The 21,354-nt window shown below is 70.6% G+C and carries 11 protein-coding genes; 5 read left to right on the top strand and 6 right to left on the bottom strand.

The features are described 5' to 3' along the window. The first annotated feature begins 40 nt into the window (after positions 1-40). From BN1056_RS04715 to BN1056_RS04700, 4 genes are all read left to right on the top strand, one after another. Complete coding sequence (locus BN1056_RS04715) at positions 41-6,577, top strand: DEAD/DEAH box helicase (RefSeq protein WP_210579472.1); 6,537 nt, start codon at positions 41-43, stop codon at positions 6,575-6,577. Position 6,578: 1 nt separating this feature from the next. Beyond that, the gene (locus BN1056_RS04710) at positions 6,579-9,080 is read left to right on the top strand and encodes a UvrD-helicase domain-containing protein (RefSeq protein WP_210579471.1); all 2,502 of its coding nucleotides are present in this window, start codon (positions 6,579-6,581) and stop codon (positions 9,078-9,080) included. A 229-nt stretch (positions 9,081-9,309) separates the two neighbouring features. After that, positions 9,310-9,450 carry a hypothetical protein gene (locus BN1056_RS04705; RefSeq protein ID WP_210579470.1) on the top strand — a complete coding sequence of 47 codons (141 nt, stop codon included), beginning with the start codon at positions 9,310-9,312 and terminating at the stop codon, positions 9,448-9,450. Between the two features lie 252 nt (positions 9,451-9,702). Then, entirely contained in the window at positions 9,703-9,870 is a 168-nt protein-coding gene (locus tag BN1056_RS04700) for a hypothetical protein (protein WP_210579468.1), read from the top strand. 328 nt (positions 9,871-10,198) lie between these two features. Here the strand turns inward: BN1056_RS04700 and BN1056_RS04695 are convergent, their stop codons facing one another. From BN1056_RS04695 to BN1056_RS14940, 4 genes are all read right to left on the bottom strand, one after another. Continuing rightward, positions 10,199-11,641: a hypothetical protein gene (locus BN1056_RS04695; protein WP_210579466.1), complete on the bottom strand. Its 1,443-nt coding sequence runs from the start codon at positions 11,639-11,641 to the stop codon at positions 10,199-10,201. Continuing rightward, positions 11,614-11,994, bottom strand: coding sequence for an SWIM zinc finger family protein (locus BN1056_RS04690; RefSeq protein ID WP_210579464.1), 381 nt, complete (start codon positions 11,992-11,994; stop codon positions 11,614-11,616). Before BN1056_RS04690 ends, BN1056_RS04695 begins: the two co-directional genes overlap by 28 nt. Before the next feature lie 620 nt (positions 11,995-12,614). After that, positions 12,615-13,313 (bottom strand): hypothetical protein, encoded by a 699-nt coding sequence (locus BN1056_RS04685; protein ID WP_210579462.1) that lies wholly within the window; start codon positions 13,311-13,313, stop codon positions 12,615-12,617. 178 nt (positions 13,314-13,491) lie between these two features. Beyond that, positions 13,492-16,719, bottom strand: a complete 3,228-nt coding sequence (locus BN1056_RS14940) for a DEAD/DEAH box helicase (protein ID WP_210579460.1) — start codon at positions 16,717-16,719, stop codon at positions 13,492-13,494. Between the two features lie 205 nt (positions 16,720-16,924). Between BN1056_RS14940 and BN1056_RS04675 the strand changes: the two genes are divergently transcribed. Continuing rightward, positions 16,925-19,573: a DEAD/DEAH box helicase gene (locus tag BN1056_RS04675; RefSeq protein WP_210579459.1), complete on the top strand. Its 2,649-nt coding sequence runs from the start codon at positions 16,925-16,927 to the stop codon at positions 19,571-19,573. A 202-nt stretch (positions 19,574-19,775) separates the two neighbouring features. Here the strand turns inward: BN1056_RS04675 and BN1056_RS04670 are convergent, their stop codons facing one another. Together BN1056_RS04670 and BN1056_RS04665 are read right to left on the bottom strand one after the other, a co-directional pair. After that, positions 19,776-20,654, bottom strand: coding sequence for a prepilin peptidase (locus BN1056_RS04670; RefSeq protein ID WP_210579458.1), 879 nt, complete (start codon positions 20,652-20,654; stop codon positions 19,776-19,778). Positions 20,655-20,930: 276 nt separating this feature from the next. Continuing rightward, a complete protein-coding gene (locus BN1056_RS04665; RefSeq protein ID WP_342343934.1) occupies positions 20,931-21,320 on the bottom strand; it encodes an Rv3654c family TadE-like protein in 390 nt (129 codons plus the stop codon). Between the last annotated feature and the right edge of the window lie 34 nt (positions 21,321-21,354).

The raw sequence follows: 21,354 nt of genomic DNA, 5'->3' as shown, positions 1-21,354 counted from the left end.
TCGTCCCCTCCCCCGCCCCTACGGCCCGCGAGGCTGACCCATGTCCCTCCTGCTGCCCAGCCTCCAGGCCGAACGCATCCGCCGCTCCATCGTCGACTACCTCTCCACCAACTTCGCACTCACGGACGCGGAGCCGCGGCGGGCCCTCGCCGACTTCCTCCAGGACCCCGAGCAGGGCATCTTCGTAGGCCCCTACGTGCGGCTGCGCCTGCCCTACCTGCCCGCGAGCGCACGCTCCGACGCCCTCGACTGGGACCCCGGCCTTGCCCCCTACCGGCACCAGGCCGACGCCTACCGTCGCCTGACCACCAAGGGCGGCCACCGCCCCGAGCCGACCATCGTCACCACCGGCACCGGCTCCGGCAAGACCGAGGCCTTCCTCCACCCCGTCCTCGACCACGTGCTGCGCGCCCGCGCCCAGGGCATCACCGGCATCAAGGCCCTCATCCTCTACCCGATGAACGCCCTGGCCGCCGACCAGGCCGCCCGCCTCGCCCGCCTGCTCGCCACCGACCCGGCCCTGGCAGGTGTCACCGCCGGCCTCTACACCGGTGACACCGCCCAGGACCACAGCCGCGTCACCGCCGACTCCCTCATCACCGACCGCCACCAGTTGCGCAAGTCCCCGCCGGACATCCTGCTGACCAACTACAAGATGCTCGACCAGCTCCTGCTGCGCCCCGAGGACCGCGAACTGTGGCGGGCCTCCGCCGCCTCCCTCACCTACCTGGTGCTGGACGAGTTCCACACCTACGACGGCGCCCAGGGCACCGACGTGGCCATGCTGCTGCGGCGCCTCGGCCTGGCCCTGCGCGACCTCCTGCCCGACGACGACCCGCGCCGGCAGGCCTTCGACACCTCCCCGCTCGGGCCCGTCTGCCCCGTGGCCACCTCCGCCACCCTCGGCGACGGCGGCGACCCCTCCCGCATGCTCGCCTTCGCCCGCGACGTGTTCGGGGTGGACATGCCCGCCGACGCCGTCGTCCTAGAGACCCGCGCCGACCTGGAGCAGTGGGCCGCCTCCCGCCGCGCCGCCGTCCCCGCCGGCGTGCTCGGCACCCCGATCCACCTGCGCAACCTCACCGCGCCTGCCCTCCAGGCCCTCGCCGGCCTCGCCCTTGCCGGCTCCCCCGACCCCGCCGACCTGCTCGCCCGCGTCGTCACCGCCCTGTACCGGCGTCCCGACGCCGTCGGCACCCCCGACGACGCCGCCCTGGCGGCCCCCGGCTCACCCCAGACTGCCGCTGCCGATCCGGTCGACCCAACCGAGGCGCTCCCCTACGCCCCGGTCCTCGCGGCCGCCCTGCACTCCCACCCCGACGTGGTGGAACTGATCAGCGCCGCCGAGCACGCCACCGCCCTGAGCGACCTCGCCTACCGCCTGTTCGGACCCGCCCCCGATCCGGAGACCGCCCGCCTGGCCCTGGCCACCATCCTCGCGGCGCTGTCCACCATCCGCGCCGGGCTGGACGGCAACCCGGACCGCGGCGCCGTCGGCGTCGAAGTCACCATGTGGATTCGGGAGGTCACCCGCATCGACCGGGCCCTGGACGCCCGCCCCGCCTTCAGGTGGTCCGACGACGCCCCCGCCCCCACCGAGGAGGACGACCGCCCGGATGCCCGCCCCGCCGTGTACTGCCGTTCCTGCGGCCGCTCCGGATGGGGCATTGTCCTGGCCCCCACCGGGCAGGGCGAGAAGCACGACCAGTCCACCGTCCGCCGCGACCACCTGCTGGGGGACCCGCGCTTCCGCGCCCTCCTGCACGCCCCCGGGGAGGAGACCGACTACCGCGCCCGGCTCGACGCCGGCGACCCCAGCCCCGAGGCCCGCCACCCCGGGCTGCGCTGGTACTCCGTGGACGGCCGCGAGCTACTCACCCGCCCGCCGCAGGACGCCGACCTGGAAACCCGGGAGGGCCGCTTCCTGCCCGTACTCACCCTCACCGGGGACGAGCGCGCCGTCGCCGACGGCTCCATCCGCGACATGTGCCCCTCCTGCGGCGCCACCGACTCCATCCGCTTCCTCGGCTCCGCCGTCGCCACCCTCCTGTCCGTCTCCCTGACCACGCTGTTCGGCGACGACGCCCTCGACGACGCCGAGAAGCGCGCCCTGATCTTCACCGACTCCGTGCAGGACGCCGCCCACCGGGCCGGATTCGTGGACCAGCGCTCCCACACCATGAGCCTGCGCTCCGCCCTGCGCGGCGCCCTGCGGGCGGATATGCCGATCGACGCCTGGGCGGACGCCGCCCTCGACGCCGCCAGAGCCAGCGCCTTCGACCGCTACCGGCTGGTCCCCTCCGCCCTGGTCGAGCATGAGCGCTTCAAGCCCTACTGGGACCCGGAGGCCACCGCCCGCAGGCGGCGCACCGCCCAGGACTATGTGCGGCGTCGGCTTCTGTTCGACATCGCCCTGGAGGTCGGCCTCCAGTCCACCTACGGGCGCACCCTGGAGGCCACCGGCTCCGTCTCCGTGCACGTGTCCGCCGGACGCGCCGGCGCCCTGACCCGTCTGGCCCGCGCGGCCCTCGGTGAGGGTGGCGAGCAGTCGGCCCTGCCCGGATTCGACGGCGTCTCCGATAGGGACCTGCTCGCCTGGGTGCGCGGCACGCTGGAGCACATGCGCCGGGACGGCGCCATCGACCACGAATGGCTGACCCGCTACAAGCGCGACGACGGCAAGCGCCTGTGGATCTGGTACAAGCGCAACCGGCGCCAGGGGCAGCCCGCTTTCCCCGCCGGCCGCACCGCGCCCGCCTTCCCGGAGGTCGGCGGCAGCCTGGACACGCGCCGCTCCGCCTTCGTGCCGGTCGGCTCCTCACGCTCCTGGTACGCCACCTGGACCCGCAAATGCCTGCACGTCACCCCCACGCACGCCGCCCGGCTCGCCCGCGCCCTGCTGGCCGACCTGGCGAAGGCGGAGATTATTTCCGCCACCACAACCGACACCGGCGGCACCGTCTACGGCATCCCCGCCGAGCGCGTCATCGTCTCCCCGCTGCACGACGCCACCGGCGATGAACTGCTCCTGGTGTGCGACACCTGCCGCAGCCAGCTGCCGACCGCCGTCGCCACCGTGGACCAGCTCGACGGCGCCCACTGCCTGACCGCCGACTGCCCCGGCACCCTTGCGGCCCGAGCGCACCAGGCGGACAGCTTCTACCGGGACATGTACGCCGGTGCGCATGTGCGGCGCGTGGACGCCCACGAGCACACCTCCCTGCTGGACGCCGATGAGCGCGCCGCCGTGGAGGCCGGCTTCAAGCGGCCCGTGCAGCGGCCCGGCGACCCCAACGTGCTGGTGGCCACCCCCACCCTGGAGATGGGTATCGACATCGGGGACCTGTCCACCGTCATACTCGGCTCCCTGCCGGACACGGTCGCCTCCTACGTGCAGCGGGTCGGGCGTGCGGGCAGGCGCAACGGCTCCGCCCTGGCGCTGGCGTATGTGCCCGGCAGACGCGAGCAACTGCCCCTGCTCAAGGACCCCGCCAACCTGCTGGACGGCTCGGTCAGGCCGCCATCCACCTACCTGGGGGCGGAGGAGATCCTGCGCCGCCAGTTCATCGCCTACGTCATTGACGTGCTCACCCGGGAGAACCACCCCGCCGTGCCCTCCGCCGGGCACGGGAGCGGCAACGCCCGCACCGCCCTTAGCGCCAACGACGACTCCTTCATAGGCGCCGTATGCGAGCGGATCTCCCGCGATGGGGCGATCCTGGCACGCACCTTCGCCGCCACCTTCGCCGACCGCACCCCGGCACTGACCCGTCTGGAGACCTGGATCCGGCACGACGACGGCGCCGGCCCCCGGGATATGCTGCAGCGGGCCGTGGCCGAGCACCGGACCGAGGCCGAGCAGCTGCGCCGCCAGCACAAGCAGGTCAAGGACGCCCTGCCCGAGTTGCAGGCCGCCACGCTCCGGCCCAACCCCACCGAGGAGGACCGACGGGCCCTGCGCGCCGCCGAGGGCACCCGGCGCGCCGTCGAGGCCCGCCTGCTGGACCTGGAGCAGGAGCACTGGGTCTCCGCCCTGGAACGGCACGGGGTGCTGCCCAACTACGCCCTGATCGATGACATGGTGCGCCTGTCCGCCCGGGTGTCCTGGCGCAATCCGGAGACCGACGAGTTCCACTCCGAGCCCTACGACATCGACCGTCCCTCCGTCCACGCCCTGAGCGAGTTCGCGCCCGGCGCCACCTTCTACACCCACGGCATGGAGATGGGTATTCAGGGCGTTGACGGCTCCGGGCTGAGTGGGCAGGCGCAGTGGTGGCTGTGCTGCCAGGCCTGCGGTTACGTGGACGTCCGGCCCCCGCAGGAGGATCTACCCGCTGCCCCCGCGCAGTGCCCCCGCTGCCATGACACCGCCATCGCCGATGTGGGGCGCGCCCGCCGCGTGCTGCGCCTGAACCGGGTCTTTGCCGACGTCTCCAAGGACGACGCCCGCATCGGGGACGGCAGCGAGGACCGCATCCGCACCGGTTTCGAGGTGCTGCCCCTGGCCGACTTCAACCCGGAGCGGGTCGAGCGCGAGTGGAGCGTGAACGCCTCCGGCTTCGGGCTGGTCCGCTACCGCGGCCTGGCCCTGCGCTGGCTCAACACCGGGCGAGCCCTGGCGGGGCAGGCGGTGGACCAGGTCGCCTCGCTGCCGGTCTCCTCCCGTGACTTCCGCCTGTGCGAGGCCTGCGGCAAGCTCGACACGGACACCGGCGCCTCCAGCCCCTCCGAGCATCGTCCCTGGTGCGAGCACCGCACCGACCCCAAGGAGCACGTGATCCAGGTGGACCTGATGCGGGAGCTGACCACCGAGGCCATCGCCCTGGTGCTCCCCGTGGGGCTGGTCGGCTACCAGGAGGGCCTGGGCTCCCTGGCCTCCGCGATCCTGCTCGGCCTGGAGCTGCTGACCGGCGGCGCCCCCGACCACCTGGAGATCACCGCCGTCCCCTACCCGGTGGCCGACGGCGAGGCCGGGGAGACCCGGCCCGCCCTGCTCCTGCACGACGCGGTTCCCGGCGGCACCGGCTACCTGACCGACTTCGACGGCCCCGAACGACTGTGGGAGCTGATCGTCACCACCGGCCGGCACCTGGAGGACTGCCCGTGCCGCGGTGAGGAAACCGCCATGTGCCACCGCTGCCTGCAGCCCCATGCGACATCCGCCGGGGTGACTCGCGTGGCCGCGCTGCACGCGCTGCGGCAGCTGCTGGGCATGGATGAGGAGGAACTGTTCGCCGACCTCGACCCGCACGTGCCCACCTGGAAGGTCACCGATGAGGCCGTACACGCCGGCGTCGGCGAGAGCCCCCTGGAGGCCAGCTTCCGCACGGTGTTGGCCCGGCGCCTGAGCAAGACCATGAATGTGACCACCGTGCCCAGCCCCTCCGGCGCGCCCGCGCTCGACCTGGACGGCGGCAGGTGGCGCATCCGCCCGCAGCTCGACGCCCACGGCACCCGCCCCGACTTCACCTGCCAGCGGCCGCTGGGCCGCTCCCCCATCGCCGTCTACACCGACGGCCGCGGCTACCATGCCAGCCTGTCCCACAACCGGCTCGCCGACGACGCCGCCAAGCGGGCCCGTCTGCGCGCACAGGGCTACCGGGTCATCTCCCTGGGCTTTGAGGACCTGACGGGCACGTGGGAGCCCGCCTGGCTCGACGATCCCGCCGTCGCCCAGTTGCGCACCGGGATGCCGCGCCCCGCCCGCGCGGGCGCCGTCACCGAGCAGGCCCTGACCGCCTGGCGGGGCGGCCCCATGGAGCTGCTGGTGACCATGCTGCTGGACGACGCCGACGGCCAGGGTCCTACCGGCACGGCCCTCAGCGCCCTGGCCGACTCCATCTGGACTCCGCTCATCCTCGGCGCCACCCGGCGCCTGCCCCTGGCCGGGAGCGCCGCCATGCGGTATGCGCCCGCCACCAGTCCGACCAATGACCCCCTGTGGGAGGCGCTGCGGGCACTGCGCCCCGGCAGCAGGCTCCCCGAGCCGACCACCATCTCCGCCCAGACCTCCTGCTCGGTGTTCGTGGCCGATCACCTGTCCCTGGCAATACAGCTCACCGGCACCGCCACCACCGGCATGGCGCTCGTCCTCGACGACTCCGCCGACGCGCTGGCCTCCCCCGCGCACGCCGACTCCTGGCGCACCTGGCTGCGACTGAGCAACGTGCTCGCCCTGGCGCAGGCACCCGTCACCATCACCACCACCTCCCTGGCCCTGACCGAGTTGCAGGAGCGGGCCGCCGCCGAAGCCGCCGTCAGCGGCAGCGGAGTCTCCGCCGCAGCCATGCATGAGCTCGGCTGGGACGCCGTCGACACCACGCTCATGCCCGAGGAAGTCCTGGCCCTGGTACCCCACCTGGCCCGGGCCGGCATTGCCCGCGACGGCGAGGGACAGGAGGCCGCCGACGGCGTCATGACCGAGCTGTCATGGAAGGCGCAGCGGGTGGCCGTCGTCTGCCAGCCGCTCGAAGGCGACGTGGCAGTATTGCAGGCGGCCGGCTGGAGGGCCGTCGTCGCCGGGGCCGATCCCGCCTCCACCGCCGCAGAAGTCTCCGCACTCCTGAAGGAACACTGATATGCCCGCAATCGTCTGGCCCAGCAGCAAGGTCAAGGACGCGACCGCCAAGGATCCGTCCCTGCAGGCCAAGATCGGCCCGTTTCTGAACAAGCTCGCGGGCGACTCCACCAGTTCCGGGCTGCACGTGGAGCCGATCCGGAATGCCCGGGACCGGCGCGTGCGTACGGCCCGGGTGACCGGCTTCTACCGGGCGGTGCTGTTCGAGCTGAATGCGGACGCCGAGCCCGTATACGTCTTCCACGGCATCTGGCCGCACGACGACGCGATCAAGATCGCCGAGTCCGTCACCGTCCGCATCAACCCCGCCAACGGCACCACCGAGGTCACCCGGATTCAGGACGCCATTGCGCAGGGCGCCGACGCCGTCGAGCAGGCCCGGCGAGAGGCCCAGGCCAAGCTAGATGCCGCCCAGCGCGAGGCCGCCGAGATCGCGCGTGAGGCCGCCCGCCTCCAGGCCGCCAACGCGCAGGCGCGTCAGGACGCCGCTTCCGCCGCGACGTCGGGATCGCCAGTGCAGCCGACCGCGGGGGCGGTGCAGGGCGGTCCGGCAACGGGGGCCGGGGCCGCCACCGGAACGGGGGGCACCACCGCGCTCGCCCCGGATGCCGCACCGAAGCCCCTGCCGGACGCCGTCGTCGTCGCCAGCCGAGATGCCGCCCCCACCTGGCCGGACGGCCTCAGCATCGAGGTGCTGCGCGACGAGCTCGGCATCGACGTAACGCTCGCCGCCGCGGCGCTGGCCGCCACCCGCGAATCCCAGCTGCTGGACCTGGCCACCACCGCGGAGGTGCCCTGGCAGGGGGAGGCGCTGCTCGCCCTGGCCACGGGCTCCACAATCGAGGACGTCCGCGACGACTTCCAGTTGCGTCGCCCGGAGCAGGTGGCCGCCGGCTCCTCCGACTCGGAGCTCATTGAGGGGCTGCGTACGCGCGCCGCCCGCTCCTCCTTCACCTGGATCGAGAACGATGAGGACCTGCGCCGCGCCATCGACGGCCTCACCTTCGCCCAGTGGCAGGTCTTCCTCCACCCCCAGCAGCGGGCGCTGGTGGACAGTCGCCCGAACGGACCGATGCGTATCTCCGGCGGTGCCGGGACGGGCAAGACCGTCGTCGCCGTACACCGCACCGTCGAGCTGGCCAGGCGTGACGCCGCAGCCGGGCAGGAGCCGCGCATCCTGCTGACCACCTACACGCGCAACCTGGCCGACGACCTGCGCCGCCAGGTGGCGGAACTCGATCCATCACTCAACTTCACCGAACAGGTCGGGCAGCCCGGGCTGATGATCAGCGGCCTGGACAAGGTGGCCCGGGCGATTCTTCAGCGGGCCGGGGACGCCATCGCAGACACCGCCGCGCAGGTGCTCGGCAGGCGGCGCACGAACGTGCTGACCGTGACCCGGAAGAACCTCTGGGACGACGCCCTGACCCTCACCGGTGATGACCTGCCGGAGAACCTGCGCTCCACGGATTTCTTGGAGTCGGAGTACGAACTGGTGGTGCTGCCGCACCGCGTGACCACCCTCCAGCAGTACCTGCGCATCCGGCGGCCGGGCCGTGGTGTGGCGCTGGACCGGCGCAAGCGGGCGTCCGTGTGGAACGTGATCGAGAAGTACCGGGACCGCAGTGCCGAGCTCGGCGTCGCCTCCTTCGCAGAGATGCTGGCGCTGGCCGCCGCCTGGCTGGATGCGCAGGCGGCGCACGGAGTGCCCCGGCCGTACCGGCATGTGCTGGTGGATGAGGCCCAGGACCTCACGCCCGCGCACCTGCAACTGCTGCGCGCGCTGGTAGAGCCCGGTCCCGACGACCTGTTCCTGGCGGAGGACTCCCACCAGCGGATCTACGGTAAGAAGATCACGCTGAGCCACTACGGCATTCAGGTGCGGGGGCGTTCGCGGCGGCTGACGCGCAACTACCGCACCACCCGGCAGAACCTCGACCTGGCCTTCGAGATCCTGGAGCGCGGCACCTTCGAGGACCTGGAGGGGCAGGCCGAGCAGCACCACTACGTGTCTCCACGCTCCGGTCCCGAGCCGCTGCTTCTGCACGCCAAGGACCACGTCGCCGAACTCGACGACGCCGCGGCGCTGCTGAACCTGTGGCTTGAGGAGGACCATGCCGCGGGGGCGGGCGCCCCCGAGTCCATCGCCATCCTCGTGCGCGACCGCTACCAGCGGGACAACGTGGTCACCGGCCTGGCGCACCGGGGCGTGGAGGTGCGCCCGGTGGACCGTGAGGCGGTCGGCCGGGGCCGACCGGTGGTCATGACCATGCACCGCGCCAAGGGGCTGGAGTTCCGCAAGGTACTGCTCTTCGACGTGTCCGTGGAGGCGATCCCCCGGTCCCTGCGGGAGCAGGAGTACTCCGACGCCGATCACGACGACGCCCTGCTGCGCGAGCGCTCACTGCTGTACGTGGCCGCCACGCGCGCCCGCGACCAACTGGCCATCTCCTGGTCCGGCCAGGCCAGCCCCCTGCTGGAAGGTGTGCGCGGGGCGGCGTGAGCGAATCCTGGTTCCGGGTGGTTCGCGCCGCCAGCGGGAACCACCTGCTCGTCGCCGTGCGCCAGGCGAGACCGTGGGCGTGAAGGTACACAACTCACATCCGCAAACGCGTGCGCCGTCGGCACGTTGGTGCCTACGCTGGAGTCAATCGCCCCCAGCCAGGCCTATGACTCATCGCAGCCACGCCCAAATGGCTGGGGCCTTTTCTGCTCTGGACGGAGCAGGCTCAATGTCGAAGACCTGGCTCAGCTTAGAAGACCAGGTGGCACGACTTCGCCGCCGCGGCCTCATCATTGATGACGACGACGCTTGCCGCAGGTTCTTATCGCAAGTCAGCTACTACCGCTTCTCCGGCTACTTCCGCTACTAGATGCACCTCCGCCGGGAGACCTTCGGTCTGGCCGTCCGGCCCGACGAGCGCAGCCGGTTCCGCAACCTGCCCCAGAAAGCGGGACAGATCCAGCATCGCCTCAAGGTCCTCGGGCGGCAGGGTCGTCTGCACCTGCGCAGCTGTGGCAGCCATGTAGCAATCATGACAGCAGTTCGAAACAATCGAAATAACTAGGTCCTGTTGTGTGAGTGCTCGGGTGGCGGTGTGCGGTTGGGTGGTGGTGTGCAACTGTTGAGCCTGTCAGTTGGACCGCTGTCCCCCCGTTGGACCGCCGTAGACGCCGGTTACAGCGGTCCAACCGCGCGTGAGCGGTCCAACCAGGGGCGGCGCAAGACCCACCCCCCTTCAACCACCGACAACCAGGCCCCCAACACCGCGGAAACGGCCCTGGACGCCTGACTGAGCACAACGATCCTCACCGAGCACACGGGCCAGCCCGCCCGGAGGCACCCACACCGCCCGCACCGCCCCACCAGCACAAACGGGCTCTTCCGGTTTGGGGGTGTGGTGATTGACGGTGCGGTCCTCCGCGGCGCCGCGGCCTACAGGTGCCGAGACTGCGGGGCCGCAGGGCACATTGGGTACGCCTCTTCGGCGTCTGCTACGCCGGTTAGACCTGCGCTGAAGGCTCCGCAGCCCTTCAATCAACGCCTAACCGGCGTACTACAGCACGATCCTGCGTAGTAGATGACTCCGCCCCCGGGCACCAACGACCGCCTCCCCGGCTTCACAGCCCGACCCGGTCGAGCTCCTCGCGGACGGTCGGGCGGCGCCGGTACTGCTCGCGCAGATCGGTGAGCCACGCGCGGCAACCCGCCACGCGGCTGTCCTCGGGTGCGGCGTCGTAGGGCTGGGCCACCCCGTACACGCCTTCCGCGCCGTCGGCGGCCGCGGCCAGCGCCATCATGCGGGTGGCGAGCACCGCCGCCTCACGGGCCGCCTTCCGTCCGACCGGAATGAGCGTCTCCTCAATGGCCTGGCGGTACAGGGCGATGGCGTCGTCCGGGCGCGGCTGCGGGGTGATGTCGGCGAGCTGCCGCCAGGCATAGCCGACGCCCCAGCGGTCGGCGGCTGCCCAGGCCCGCTCGACGTCGCCCACGTGCAGCGCCAGCTCGATCATCGGGTCACCGCTGCGCCAGGACTGTCCCTCGACCCATGCCAGCGCCTCCTCCCGCTCCGCATCCTCCCGGCCCGTCCAGGCGCCGACGGCGGTGAGGACGTCGAGCATCTCCGGGGTGGGCGCGCGACGGAACAGGGCACGGGCCATTTCCAGCGCATCGTCGTCGCGCCCGTCCTCGCGGTACAGCTCGGCCGCACGCAGCGGATCGATCCAGTAGCCGCCGCCCCGCCTGCGCCAGTAGTCCAGGTTGCTGGTGGACACACGCCCCTCGGCTACCGCCCGGTCCAGGTAGGCCATCACCTCCCGACGGCGCTCCGCCGCGAGCAGCCGCTCAACGATTGCCCCGTACTCGGCGTGCTCACCCAGGCTCAGCAGCTGGACGGCGCGGTCGACGTCGCCGTCGTGATCGGCCAGCTCCAGCAGCATCCGCTTCAGGTCAAAGTCCGGGCTCTTCCCCGCGGCCTCGGCGGCCGCCTCCGCCTTGGCCGCCGCACGCCGGTAGACGTTCAGGCCCTTGTCCCCCAGCGCCGGCAGGAACTCCGCCAGGGTGACCGAGGGCCAGCCGGGCGAGTCCAGCCGGAACTTCGCCAGCCAGCGTCCGAGCTTGCCAGGCTCGGGCGGGCTGGCGCAGCCGGCGCGGGCGTACAGGTCAACGGCACGCTGGCAGCCCCCGCCGACTACGCCACTGGAGTCGTCGATGTTCCTCTCCATCTGCTTGCGCAGGCGGGTGGTGATGTGGAGCAGTGCGGGCGCCGCTGCCTTAGCGCCGTCGGCAGTATCGTGTAGGGGCTCTAGCTCGTTCAGGACGTCACTCACGTCCTTGCCGTAGTCCATGGCGTCCCGGTAGCCGAGGAAGCGGCGCACTCCGGTGACAGACTTAGCCTGCGCCAACAGGTCCGCGGCAACCGCTTCCACATCCCCACCGACCAGGGACGCCGTCGTGCTCAGCGAGCGGAACACCTCCGCATTGGAGTCGGAGAGATTCAGGATCAGCTCGCGCAGCTGGTCCACATCCAGGCCATTCAGGTAGGTCTCGACGGCGGTGTCCACGTCGCCCTCAGGGGCTGGTTCCTCCACCCCGTCGGCTCCGCCTCCACGAGGGCGCTGGAGCGTTTGGTCGCTTGCAGCACGGCCAGGCCGACGGCCACCAGGTGCTTACAGAAGGCTCCCGAGGCGTGGTGCGGGCAGTTGCAATCGCCCGCGACCCCGCCATCCTCATCCTGCTGCCAGGTCAGCCGAACCGAATAGGGGAAGGTGCCGGAAACCGTGGCGGTAGCCTCGCCGTCGGCGATTCGGAGTTCGCCGACCGCGTCCACCAGGCCCTGGCCGCGCCCGTATACGGCCCCGTCAGCGGCCGTGGCCAGGGCCGCCTCGATAAGCGAGCCGAGTGATTCGACGCGCATGTCCATCGTGTCAGATGCCGCCCGAGGCACCAATCGAACCGGTACTCATGCCGCCCACGGATCGATGAGCTTCAGCCCTGTTGACGGCTCTTCGTGTTTGTAGGCGTGATGGGCGGTTGCCGCTGGAAGGTGGTTTGGTATTCCGCCGGACCTTGATGGACTAGGGGCTGTTGACGCTGACGGTGCCGCTATATCAGCCACTCTCGGCTCGCCCGCGGGTTCTCTCCGGCGTGGTTGGCGGGGTGTCCTGTTCCAGCGGTGCTAGTTCGAGGACGCGAGATAGACCGCGAGCACGCTGGCCTGCCCTTGAGGACGCCGGCAACCGGCCACGACTGATGGCGCCGGATTGTCACGGACGATGGTGGAGGTCGCTCGGCGGTCTCACCGTCCCGGCTACGAGCATCCACGCCGGGGCGGTGGTGTCCGTTGTGCCCGTCACCGAGACCCGTCTGCTACGCAGAACCAGCGCGTTCAGCATCCCGCACCCGCACCTCCATACACACGGAGCCTGGTTCTCCCGGCGGGACGCGCCCGCGACCACCTAGGGAGCGCAGGTAAGTTGCACACAGGTTGACGCATCGCTCATCACAGCGATCACGCTCCTGCGTCTGCCCCGCTCTTCATGAATGCGTCCTCACGCAGGGGTATGTGTTACGCAACCAGACGCGCATCTCTTCTTCGATTCCCTCCTCGAGCGCTTCACGAAAGGGTCCGGAAAGCAGTGGCCAGATGCAGTACTTGATGACGTCCGGATGACGGTCGGGATCGGGGCACATAACCGCCGTCATCATACGCATTTGACGCATAACAGCCTCCTCGCCGACCTGCTTCATAGCAGCCAGGACGGAATCGATCGCCCGCTTGGCCAGCACACCAAGAAACTCATACTCCGCGAGTTCAAAAGCTGCAATGACACGACACCCGCGCCGGTAGGAGTAGAGATCTCTAGAACTAGTCTCTTCACCCAGGTCCCTTGAGGTCTCTCGCGACAGCTGTTTCAGCAGACCATCAACCAAGTCGTCAACAGTCTTCTTCGAGAACGCAAAGGTCTCGTCATACAGCCGACAAATAGTTGCGAGCACCACGCACCACAGGTGCCGATCGCCGCGACGAGCCGACGGCCCGCTCCTAAGGTTTTGCTCCATCTCACCCGCGATATCGTCCGAGAGTCTCTTCGCCAGGACTTCTATGACATCCGACCGCCCGTTCCCGGACGCCTCGATCGCATTGATGACGAATTCGCTCAGGATACCGCTGACAGCTTGACGCCGAACAGCAACTGTCTTTCGAACCGTCGACCCTACCTGGCCCACGCGCATTTGCACCCACCTCCGCCGATTAGCGTAGTCGATGGCTCTTGATCGACTGGACCCATCCGAATAGTAGATGGCACGCACAAACATGGCGCCGTGAAGCGCGCCGCCACAACGGCATACACACCTATGCCCTGACGCGATCTCGCAGTTCTTGTGGTGGGACATGACAGTATTCATCCTCCTAGTAGGGTTCACAGGGTTCGGTGTATAAGCGCAAGTCGAGTACCTCACCGAGGTCGTGAAAGTACGGATACCGCATCCACGCCGCGCGGTCGCCGATCACGTACAGGCGCCTTCGAGCCCGGCTCGCGGCGACGTTGATGAGGTTGACGGTCGACGACGCCCACGCCTTGGCCCCGGGCGCACCCGGATCACCGCCCAGGACCAGGAACACCACGTCCGCCTCCCGCCCCTGTGCGGTGTGGATCGTGCCGCCCGACATGATCCCGCGCTCCGCCGCCAGCCCGCTCAGCTTGTCAGCGACCTCTCGGAAGGGGGAGATCGCAATGATCCGCGCGGGGTCGACGCCCCGGCCGATGAGCCCACTCAGCTGTTTACACAAGCAGTCGATCTGCCGTTCTTGCAGGTGAGTTCCCCGCTGCGTGGCCGGCACATCGAACCAGCGGCTGGAGCTGATCCGCGGACCTTCCGGGCCGTCGAACAGGTCCGGACGCTCGGGATCATCCACACGGCGTTGCACTCCACTGATCATGATGCCGTCGTAGGCGATCTGATTGCACAGGCTGAACATCGGATCATCGCAGCGGCGGTGCACGGTGAGCGGTGCACTCACCCAGGCCCGGTCCTCGCTCCGCCCCAGCACGGTGCCATAGTGCGACACGCGATCGGCGAGAGTCTGCACGGAGGCCTCCGGCGGAATCCACGCCTCCGAGACGCCGAGGCCCTTGGCGATATCCCGCATCGCCTTGCGCGGCATCGTCACCACCGGCTGCAGCTGCAGGGGATCCCCCACCGCCACGACCCGCCGCGCACGCCAGATCGCCCCGACGGCGTGCTGTGGACAGGCCTGCCCGGCCTCGTCGATCAGCAGCCAGCCGAGCGATTCCGCGCCGAGACCGGCAAACATCCGCCCAAATGAGGCGAAGGTGGTCGACACCAGGGGCACAACCATGAAGAAGGTCTGCCACGCGGCCCGTATCTTCTCCTCCTCGAGCTGGCTGGGGCTGTCACCGCCGACGACATCCATCGCGGCGCGCAACCCATTTAGCATGTCTCCGGCCGCATTCGCCAGGAAAGCCTCGTGCAGTTGCAGGGCCGCCAGGAACAGTTCGGCGCGGGCCACGTCCAGGGCCTCATCTAGCCACGGTGCACGCATCTCACGTTCCGCCCGGTCTCTCGTCCGGAACGGATAGGCGCGGCCGTACTCTTCTTGATCGGCCGCGACACGACGGCGCAGCTCGGCTACCTCCCCAGACACTCGTTCCCAAGACTCCTCGGCCCGCGCCTGTTGATTCGACAGTTCACGAGCCCATTCCTCCAACCGCTTGGCCTGCCCACTCACCTCCTGCCAGTTACGCTCCGCTTGCCGCAGCCGGTCCTCCAGGGGATCCAGACGCGAGCGCCACTGCCTGATTGCCCGTCCGAGGGTGAAGATGGTTTCAAGCACCCCGGGGCGGGACTCAAGCTGCCGCTTACGCGCCTTTTCTGCCTCGGAGCGCTCCGAGAATGCCCGGCGCACCGCCGGCTCATAGTCGTGCACCTGAATGTTGGCCACAGCCACCTCTTCCGCCAGCCGACGCACCTGCCCGGCCAGCTCGGCCTCCTTCTGCCGCGCGGACTCCAACCGGTAATGCCGTTCCTGCGCTCTGCGCCGCCGCCCGATCAACTCCTCGACGCGCCGCTCGGATCGGCGAAAGTCCGCCCGCGCCTCCTCCCAATTGACCTGTGTCTTGTCGTCCTTCCACTGTTTCAAACGCGTCTGCATGCGCTCACCTCCCGGCACTGGCGTCCGCGTCTTCCAGTCCTGCTGGTCGAACCAGAAGGCGTTGCGGAAGGCCGCCCGGTTGCGCTTGTTCCCCAGCCGCGCGGCCACCAGTCCCCAGGCCCCCTGGCGCGGTTGGCCCGCTCCGCTCCCATTGTTGTCATCCATAACCGCTGTGGCGATGTTAGAGAAGTAATCGGCCTCGTTGCGCCATCTGGGAGCGATCGCATCGCGCGCGGGGATCTCAACGCTGATGTTCTCAACAGCGGCGTTGTTAGCGGAGACGACGACCATCTCGAAGCCGGTCAGTTCCGGCCGTAGTTGACGGACCCGGCGCGGATACCCATCTGAAGAGTTCCAGCGGTGGACGATACCGGTGAATGCGTGTTCGGGACTGTCAAGAGCGGCAAGGCGACGCGCGCGCTCAACCACGTTCCCCGCAAGGATGTCGCGCAGCATTGTCGTTTTCCCGGTGCCGGGAGGACCGTTGACACCCATGATGCCGCCTTCGACAGGCAGATTGTTCAGAGCCTGGTTGACCGCGAACTGCTGGCGCAGTGCCAGCGGATGCTCAGGCTCCGAGGGCCAACACCCCAGCGGCAGTCTGTCGACACCGACCGCCGTCTCGACCGGACCGTCCTGCCTTATGACGTCGATCCGGTCCAAGTCCGAGATCGACCGGTCCGGGGTCAGGTAGGCAGCCAGCGCCTTCGGGCAATATCCACCTTCCAGGCCCCGCTGCACTGCTGCCAGTTCGGTAAGGAAGAAGCTGTTGAGGAAGTCGGTATCCGCACTGGCGTCTTCATGGCCTTCAGCGACGAGACTCGATGAAATGACGACTCGGCCGCTGAAGAAAGGTTCCTTCCCACTTACCCCGGCGGCACCGTAGGCGATACCCAGGAGTCTTTGCAGGGAAGCGGCGTCTTGTGGAAGTGGCTCATCCGCGCCTACTGCATCACGGCGCATACCCTCGGCCACGTCCACCTGGTCGCCAAAAGCTTGATTGGCATTGGCGAAGCCGCTCGACCATTGCAGTTCCGGCGCCGCGCCCGTGCTGTTGATCTGGGCAACCGCCCACAGCGCAGAGGAGAGCACCGCCGACCCCTCCACCACTCTTCCGCGCTCGTCGACCTGCACCGCAGCACAGGCGCTGACACCCGCGCGACGCTGGTCGTAGGCGTCACGATCATCGGCGAAGACGCGATGCAGGAATCGATATACCTCTTCCAACTCGTATACGCCCAGGTACACCGTGTGCCGCCATACCGAGCGTTTGTTACCACGCGGCGCGGGTGTGGGTAGCGTCTGCCAGGGCAGCGGGTCACCGAAACGCCATTCAATGACCTGACGTCTCTGTGGGCGCCGCGAGCGCCCGGTCAGTTTGGGGACCGGCTGGGGGTCGAACAACTCCAACATCCACCAGTACCGCAGAATCTGCACACGATCATTGCGCCAGGGTCTCGCCATACCCCGAGTCTGCCCCTTATGGGAGACGTTGGCGAGCGATTCGTGCCCGTGTAGGACTGCGCCCGTGTAGGACCAATGCCCAGACGGCCCGGCCAGAACCGGCGCAGCCCACACCGACTCCACTCGGGGCCCGTGCCGCTCTCCCCACCTCGCCGCGCCTTCCCCCTCTATCGTTCCCGTCATACCCCTGCGGCACACTTGCCCCATGACCACCCAGCCGCACTCGCCCGCGCGCGACCTCACCGACCTGCTCGAAAGCATCGGCGCGCGCGACAGCCGGCTGATTCACCTACAGCGCACCCCGGCCCGCCCCGGTCGCCACGGCGAGTGGCCCGCCTGGGCGGACCCCGACCTGATCGCCGCCTACGCCCGCCTGGGCGTAGACCGCCCCTGGACGCATCAGGTTGCCGCCGCCGAGTCCGTCCACACCGGCCGCCACACCGTGCTCGCCACCGGCACCGGCTCGGGCAAGTCTCTGGCCGCCTGGCTGCCCGCCCTCTCGGCGGTCCTGGCCGCCCAACGCGCAGACACCGATGCCCGTATTTCCGCCTACGGGCGTCGCCCCACCACCCTGTACCTGTCCCCGACCAAGGCACTGGCCGCCGACCAGGCTGCCGCCCTGGACCGCCTGATCACCGAGTTGGAGTCGGTTCAGCGCGAGGCGGGCGTCCCGGGCGGCTCACTGCGCACCGTGCACGCCGCCACCTGCGACGGCGACACGCCCCTGCCCGAGCGCGACTGGGCCCGCGCCCACGCCGACGTCGTCCTCACCAACCCCGACTTCCTGCACTTCTCGCTCCTGCCCGGCCACGAGCGCTGGAACCGCCTGCTGCGCTCGCTGCGCTACGTGGTGGTCGACGAGTGCCATGCCTACCGCGGCATTCTCGGCGCCCACGTGGCCCTGGTGCTTCGTAGGCTGCTGCGGCTGGTGCGCCGCCTGCGCCCGCACGGCCCCGAGCCCGTGGTGCTGTGCGCGTCGGCGACGGCGGCCGAGCCGGCACTCACGGCCGCCCGCCTGATCGGGGCGGATCCCGAGGCCATCACCGCCATCACCGACGACGCCGCCCCCACCGGCGAGCACACCCTCGCCCTGTGGCAGCCGGCCCTGCTGGATCCCTGGGCGGCCTGGGAGAACTCGGTGGCGGCCCTGGCGCAGGCGAGTGACTTCCCCGCCGCCGACCCCTACCTGAACCGCCCGGGCGGCGTAACCGCATCTTCGGTGGAAGGCGATCCCTCCTCGGCGCAGACGCCGACCAGCCAGGCAGGCCCGCCACGCCCACCGGCGCCATCCCCCGCCTCCCGGCCCGCCGCGCCCGTCGGCCCGGACACGGACGATCCGACGGAGGATCCGGCGGCGCGGCGCAGCGCGGTGGTTGAGGCCGCCGAGCTGCTCGTGGACCTGCTCAGTGTGGGCGCCCGGGCGCTGGTGTTCGTGCGCTCGCGCCGCAGCGCGGAGATCGTGGCCGAGCGTGCCCGGCACACGTTGGGCCTGTCCCAACCGGAGCTGGCGGACACGGTCGCCGCCTACCGGGGCGGCTACCTGCCCGAGGAGCGCCGCACCCTGGAGCAGGATCTGCGCCGCGGCCGCCTGCGGGCGCTGGCCACCACCAACGCCCTCGAGCTGGGCATCGACGTCACCGGCCTGGACGCCGTCATCATCGCCGGCTGGCCGGGCACCCGGGTGAGCCTGTGGCAGCAGGCGGGTCGGGCCGGGCGTGCGGGCGGCCGGGGCGTGGCGGTGCTGATCGCCTCCGACAACCCGTTGGACGCCTACCTGGTTCACCACCCGGACGACGTGTTCGCCGCGCCGGAGGCCACCGTATTCGACCCCGCCAACCCCTACGTGCTGGCCCCGCACCTGTGCGCGGCGGCCTCGGAGTCGCCCCTGCGGGAGGAGGACCTGCCTCTGTTCGGCCTGCCCGACGACTCCCTGCTGACGGAGCTGGCCGCCCGCGGGGCGCTGCGACGCCGCCCGACCGGCTGGTTCTGGAACACCAACCTGCCGGGCCGGGCACAGGACCTGACCTCCCTGCGCGGGGACGGGCCGGCGGACGTGCCCGTGGTGGAGGAGTCGACCGGCGCCGTCGTCGGCACCGTGTCCGGGTCGTCCGCGGACTCCACCGTCCACCCCGGGGCGGTCTACATCCACCAGGGCCGCACCTACCTGGTGGAGGAGCTGACCGAGGAGGCGGCCGTCGTCAGCCGCAAGGCGGCGGTCGGGTATCGCACGCGGGCGCGCGAGCAGAGCTCGGTGCGCATAGTCGCCGAGCGGGAGCGGCAGCAGTGGGCCGACGGCGTGGTGTGGGCCTTCGGCTCGGTGGAGGTCACCAGCCAGGTGGTCGGCTACAACAAGCTGGCGCTGCCGGGCATGGAGGTGGTCTCTCAGCATCCGCTGTCCATGCCCGAGCATGTGCTGCCGACGGCGTCGGCGTGGTGGACGGTGCCGGTGGAGCTCACCGCCCGCGCGGGGCTGGAGGCGGCGCAGCTGCCGGGCGCCCTGCATGCGGCCGAGCACGCCATGATCGGCATGCTGCCGCTGCTGGCCACCTGCGACCGCTGGGACATCGGCGGGCTGTCGACGGCGCTGCACCCGCAGACGCTGACGCCCACGGTGTTCGTGCACGACGCCCAGGCCGGCGGCGCCGGCTTCGCCGAGCGCGGCTTCAGAGCGGGGCGAGCCTGGCTGGAGGCGACGCTCGCAGTGGTCTCCGAGTGCTCGTGCACCGCCGGCTGCCCGAGCTGCGTGCAGTCACCCAAGTGCGGCAACAACAACGAGCCGCTGGACAAGGCGGGCGCGATCGCACTGCTGCAACTGCTGCTGGATGCGATCCCCGACGACGTCGCGGCCGCGTAATTCCGTCGGGGTTCGTTCGCACGGTGGCGGAGACGCTTCCCCGGGTTGTGTGCCCGCAAACGCCACCGCCAAGACGGCGGCGTAGAGCGCCGGTGACATTGGCCCGGCCGCCTCGAACGGCGTCCCGTGCCCGGTTCGGCGTCAGGTCGCTGAGCTCATGGAAGTGCCCGGCGGCGTCGGGAACCCTGCGCTCGACGCGGCGTCAGGCCATGGCCAGCAGCCAGGCGAGCCAGCCGCCCGTGGCCAGATAGGGCCCGAAGGCGAGCATGTCCTTGCGCCCGGCCCGGCGGGTGATTAGAAGTCCGATGGCCACGAGTCCGGCGAGTATGAAGCCCAGTAGCAGGCCGGCGACCACCCAATCCACCGCGGTGTAGCCCAGCCACAGCCCTAGTAGGGCGCATAGTTTGACGTCCCCGAGTCCCATGCCGGAGGCGGGGATGAGCCACATCGCGAAGACGGCGGCCCCGGCACCCAGCGCACACAGCGTTGCCCGGCCCGCGGGCCACAGTGCCGCATGCACCGACTCCACCGTAACCAGGCGCACCAGGCTGCGCCCCGCGATGGCCACAACCAGCCAGAGGCCGGCGGAGCCGAGCAGGCGGTCGGGCAGGCGGTGGCAGACGGCGTCGACGCTGCCGGCCACACCCAGCAGCGCCACCACCGGCAGCGCGATCGCAGTGTCCACCGGCGCGCTCCGGCTCAGCCCCCACGCCAGCGTCGCCGCGCACAGGATCGCCGCCAACACGCCCTGGGGACTGCGTTCCAGCAGACCCCGGGAGCGGACTCGCACAGCGGTCACAGCCGTCATCCCACCCGCGCCGGTGGGCTCGGCCTCCGCATCAGCCACTTCAGCGATTCGCCCGACAACGGCCCCGCCTTCGGCGTCGCCCTCCGCGTCGGCGGTTTCATCGGCTCCGCTGCCGCCGACAGCGTCGCTCCGACCGGCGTCCTCTTCTGAGGCCTGTTCCAACCGGTCTACGTAGCCCCGAGCGAAGCCGGAGGCGGGCCAGACGGCCACGCCAACGGACGCGACGGCCATAAGACAGGCCACCACCACGGGCAAAACGACAGATGCGTTCACCATCCCACCTTCTCATGTCACGACGCCCTGGCACGGCCCCACGGCGCCCCAATCATCGGGGGCGCTCGCCCCAAAACCCGCCCGCGTCGGTGGCGGCATCCGCGGTATGCCACCACCGGCGCGACGGTTTTGCGCCGCTCGGTGCCCACTATGAGCCACCCGGCACCGGTCGGCGGGTCCTCCGGCGCCGGGCGAACCCGGCCGGGTACCAACGAGGTGCGCACAACCGTCAACCGGGCGAGGGTCGCCACCGTGACGCACCCACCCGGCCACCGGTCATAGCGGGTTGACCGGTCCGGCGCGGGCGGCGGCGTCGGCCCGGCGTGGAATTCCGAGGATCCGGGTGGGCACCCCGACCGCCACGGTGACGTCCTCGCCGTCGACGGTGCAGGCGGCGAGTTCGGCTCCGTTGGCCCGGGCCACTCGCTGGGCGGTGGCGCAGGGGTCGGCCGGTGCGACCACGGAGGTCAGCGCCGTCGCCCCGGCGAGTGCGGCCAGGTCGGCGGCAGCGCGGGCCCGACCGCCGGCGGCCTGGGCCTGGATCAGCCCGGTGGCGCCGAGCGCAAGGCACAGGGCGACGGCGATGATGCCGAGCACCATGACCGTGCCCGAGCCACGATCATGCGCCCGCGCCAAGGCGTCGCCTGCCTGCTCGGGTCCGGCCACCGAGTGGCCCAGGCAGGACCGGCGGGAGCAGGCA

The sequence above is a fragment of the Actinomyces succiniciruminis genome (assembly GCF_900002405.1).
GTDB lineage: Bacteria > Actinomycetota > Actinomycetes > Actinomycetales > Actinomycetaceae > Actinomyces > Actinomyces succiniciruminis.
The sequence above is the reverse complement of the archived record's forward strand: the minus strand, read 5'-3'. Positions and strand labels throughout refer to the sequence as shown.